Annotated in this window: 3 protein-coding genes; all 3 read right to left on the reverse strand. The window is 73.0% G+C overall.

Annotation, left to right across the window (positions count from 1 at the left end):
• Window positions 1–1,764, reverse strand: a 1,764-nt coding sequence (locus B7L92_RS21470) for an MMPL family transporter (protein WP_081239115.1), incomplete at its 3' end; no start/stop codon positions are given.
• Window positions 1,765–1,895: 131 nt separating this feature from the next.
• Window positions 1,896–2,684 carry an alpha/beta fold hydrolase gene (locus tag B7L92_RS21475; protein ID WP_081239116.1) on the reverse strand — a complete coding sequence of 263 codons (789 nt, stop codon included), beginning with the start codon at window positions 2,682–2,684 and terminating at the stop codon, window positions 1,896–1,898.
• Between the two features lie 238 nt (window positions 2,685–2,922).
• Entirely contained in the window at window positions 2,923–4,221 is a 1,299-nt protein-coding gene (locus B7L92_RS21480; protein WP_081239117.1) for an acyltransferase family protein, read from the reverse strand.
• Window positions 4,222–4,481 lie beyond the last annotated feature (260 nt).

Genomic DNA, 4,481 nt, shown 5'->3' on the forward strand with positions numbered 1-4,481 from the left:
CATGAGGAAGATGTTGTAGTCGACGCCGAGGGCCACCAGGAAGACGAAGCCGAGCAGCGGGACCGACCAGTCGGTGCCGGAGTAGCCGAGGACGTGCTCGAACAGCAGGCTCGAGGCGCCGAGCGCGGAGAAGTACGACACGACGACGGTGGCCAGCAGCACCAGCGGGGCCACCAGCGACCGCAGCAGCCACACGAGCACGAGCAGGATGACGAGCAGGACGACCGGGACGACGGTCCTCAGGTCGCGCGCGGTGGCGGTCTCCTTGTCCAGGCTCTGCGCCGCGGTGCCGCCGACGAGGGCGTCGGTGTTCGCGCGCAGCGCCCGCACGGTGTCCTTGGCGGCCTCGCTGTCCGGCGCTCCCTCCAGTACCGCGGACAGCCGGGTCAGCTCCCCGTCGGCGGTGGTGGCGACGGGGGTGACCTCGAGGACGCCGTCGGTGCCCTCGGCCGCCTGCCGGACGGTGTCCGCCTCGGAGGTCCGGGCGATGATGACGGCCGGGTCGCCGGCGCCGGAGGGGAAGTGGACCGAGAGCCGCTCCTGGGCGACGACCGACTCCGGCTCGTTCTGGAACCACTCGGACTGGTTCAGGCCCATGTTCAGGCCGAGGGCGCTCAGCGCGAGGCCGCCGGTGACCAGCAGGGAGACCAGCCAGGCGCGGCGGGGCCGGCGGGCCACCGCCTCGCCGACGCGCCGCCATCCGGCGCCGGTGCGCGGTTCGGTCCCGTGGCGCGGCACCAGCGGCCAGAACACCCAGCGTCCGGCGACGACGAGCAGGGCGGGCAGCGCGCTCGTCATGGCGAGGAAACCGAAGACGATGCCGATGGCGCCGACCATCCCCATGGAGCGGGAGGAGTTGATGTCGGCGAGGCCGAGGCAGAGCAGGCCGACGGCGATGGTGGCCGCGGAGGCCAGCACGGCCGGGAAGGCGCGGCGCAGGGCGATCCGCATGGCCGTGTGCCGGTCCTCGTGGCGGTGCAGTTCCTCGCGGTAGCGGGCGATGAGCAGCAGCGCGTAGTCGGTGCCGACGCCGAAGACGAGCACCATCAGGACGCCGGAGCTCTGCGGGTCGACCTGCAGTCCGGCGTACTGGGCGAACAGGTAGGTGAAGGCCTGGGTCAGGACGGCGGCGAAGGCGACCGCGAGGACCGGGAACACCCACAGCACGGGGCTGCGGTAGGTGAGCAGCAGCAGGACGATGACGATGAGGCAGGTGATGCCCATCAGGGTGGCGTCGAGGGTGTCGAAGACGGTGAAGGCGTCGGCGGTGGCGCCGCCCAGGCCGCCGACCTTGGCGTCGAGTCCGGGCGGGGCGTTGGCGGCCGCCACGGAGCGCAGTTCCTCGACCTTGTCGGCGAGCACGGCCTGGTCCTCACCGGACAGCGGGACGACGACCATCAGGGCCCTGCCGTCCTCGGAGGCCACGGCGGGCGGCACCTGCTGGCCCGGCTCGGCGATCTTCGCGAACGCCGCGCGGTCGGCCTCGACCTTGGCGCGGACCGTGTCGGTGAGGGGAGCGTCGCTGGTGTAGACGGCCACGGCCGGCATCAGGTCGTGGGTGCGGAACTTCTCCAGCTCCGTGTTGACCTGCGCGGATTCCGCGCCGCGGGGCAGGAAGGCGTTGGCGCTGGTGTCCTGCACCTCGCCCAGCTTGCCGGCCAGCGCTCCGAGGGCCATCGCGGCGAGCAGCCAGGCGGCGAGGACGAGCCACTTGCCGCGCCGGCCGCCGGGCACGGCGGTGCTGCGCTCGAGCCATGTGGGCATGGGGGGTTCTCCTTCTGGGGTGGGACGTACGGCGTTCGGCCGGCGGTGGTCCCGCGCGGCGACGCGGGACCACCGAGCGCGCCGGCGCCCGTGGGCCGAAGCTCCACGGGCGCCGGCGGCAGCGAGGGGGCTCAGCCCTCGAAGAACTCCCTCAGCACGGGGGCGAGGACCGACGGCTCGACGGCGATGCCCTGGCCCTCCAGGGTGCGGTGGCGGGCGTCGGGCACGACGTCGGCGACGGCGCGGGCACCCGCGTGCAGCCACGGGTCGGCGTCGCCGCCGTGGGCGACGAGGACGGGCACCTTGACGGAGGACAGCTCCTCGGTGGGCAGGGCGAAGTCGTCCCCGGTGATGGTGGTGTCGTAGGGGAGGGTGTGGGCCAGCGCCTCCAGGCCCTCCCAGACGGGTGCGAACCGCATCCCCGCGACGGCCTCGGCCGGGGCGCCCATGCCCTGGGTCATGAAGAACTCCACGGCCTCGCCCCGGCGGTCGGTCGCGGCGAGTTCGGCGAGCTTCTCGGTGAAACCGGCCGGCGGCTTCGGCCCGGTCCCGTCCACGGCGAACGGGGGGTCGTAGACGGCGACCTGAGTGATGTTCACGCCGGCCGCGGCGGCCTTGAGCGCCAGGGCGCCGCCCGCGGACAGGCCGAACACCTTCGCCGATCCGCCCGCCTCGGCGATCAGGGCGGCGAGGTCCTCGATCTCCCGCTCGACGGCGTACTCCGGCGCGTCGGCGCTGTCCCCGCGCCCGCGCCGGTCGTAGTTGTACACGGTGAAGTGGGGGGCCAGTTCGGCGGCCAGCTGCGTCATGGTGGGGTGCGCGCGCTCGCTGAACGAACCACCGACCAGGACGAGGGGCTCGCCCTCACCCGAGCGGTCATAGGCGATGGCGGTACCGTCGGCGGACTGGACAGTGTTCATTGTTCTCCCGATGCTGAGCGGCCTGAGGGGGGTCACGGATGGGTGCCGCTCCCAGCGTCCCGGGCGGCGGGCCACGGCTGCATCTTCGAGATTGCTGCGTTCAGGTCCCGGGAGAGCACGCTGGAAGATGCCGTGGTCACGGCGGGTGCCGGGCCGGCGTGCGACGGACGAGCCCCCTGCCCGGACCGAGGTCCGGGCAGGGGGCTCGCCGTCGGCCGGATCCGCGTGCGGACGGCCGTCACCGGGTGAGGACGTGCTCCTCGCGGGAGGGTGCCGCGGGCGCGGCCGTGGCGGCGGCCGCCTCCTTGCGGCGGGCCCAGCGGCCGACCGCGTTGATGATGGGACGTTCCAGCAGGTAGTGGCTCACCGTCGCGGCGAGGATGCTTCCGACGAGCACCGCGGACATCAGTTCCGGGAAGGAGATGGTGCCGCGCAGCTGCTGCATGAGGGCGGGCTGGGTGCCGAAGACGCTGCCCGTCTCGAACCAGAAGTACATGACCGCGAAGTGCCACAGGTAGATGCCGTAGGAGATGCGGCCCAGGTAGCGCGCGACGGGGTTGGCCACGACCGCGTCGATGACCCGCGACTTCGCCTCGGGGACCGACAGCGGCATCACGACCAGGTAGGAGAAGGCCAGCAGCAGGAAGTACTGGGTGACGGCCAGGCCGACGCCCTCGTAGTCGCCGTAGCCGGGACGGCCGAAGGGCTGCGTGCAGTTGACGGCGTAGATCGCCAGGGCCGCGCCGCACAGCAGCAGCGGACGGCGGGCGGCGACGCGGTACAGGGCCGGCGGGTCGTGCGGCCTGGTCTCCGCCAGGACGTGGACGACGGCCATCACCATGCCGAGGGCGAAGGCGCCGCCCACGGCGAACGGCCACCAGTACTCCTCCGGGTAGACGCCCATCTCCGGGCGGTGGATCCACCACGTCCACACCGCGGACGCCACGGTGATGACGGCCGGCGGGATCATCATGCGGCGGGCCTTCTTCACCGGGTCGTCGACCCGGCCCGCCAGCCAGTGCATGAGCACGGCCAGGAGCGGCAGGGCGAGGTAGTACTGCATCTCGGCCGGCACGGTCCAGGCCGGGTCCATGCCGGCGATCCACGTGTAGTCGTAGACCTGCAGCATCAGGATCGGCCGCAGCACGTACCAGGGGCCGTCCACCGCGTCGTGGTTGAGCAGGAAGACGCAGACCAGGGCGAGCAGGACGTACGCCGGCCACAGCCGGGCGAGCCGCTTGGCCAGGAACGGGCCGAGCCGGGGCCGCCGGCCGCCGGCGAGGGTCCACCGGGCGAACGGGCGGTAGAGCAGCATCCCGGACAGGACGAAGAAGGGGCCGAGCGCCAGCGGCCGCAGACCGGCCAGCAGGGTGGCCAGTGCCTCGTTGCCCGGCTTGGCGGTGTAGGCCCCCATGACCCCGGCGGCGAAGGAGGTGTGCACCGCGGCGACGCCGAGGGCGCACAGTGCCCGGACCCCGTCGAGCCGCCCGACTCGCTTTGGTTGCTGGGCCTGTGCGACGGCCCCGTCGGCATTCACTTCGTCAGCACTCCTTTGTTGGGTGGCCCGTTCAGCATGGGCGTGGCGCAATACCGCTGCCATCTTCTGAAGTGCGGTGTTCCCGGCCCCGGCCCCGCCGTGGGCGGTCAGCGCGCCGGCGTGTGCGGCCGGACCAGCGGGGCCGCGTCGCCGAGCACCGACGTCAGGTGCGCGGGGTCGAAGTTGACGGCGCTGCACCAGCGGCCGTCGGCGAGCTTGAACCAGACGGAGCTGACGATCTCGCCGACGGCCGCTGGTGC

The sequence above is a fragment of the Streptomyces viridosporus genome, assembly GCF_002078235.1.
Taxonomy (GTDB): Bacteria; Actinomycetota; Actinomycetes; order Streptomycetales; family Streptomycetaceae; genus Streptomyces; species Streptomyces viridosporus.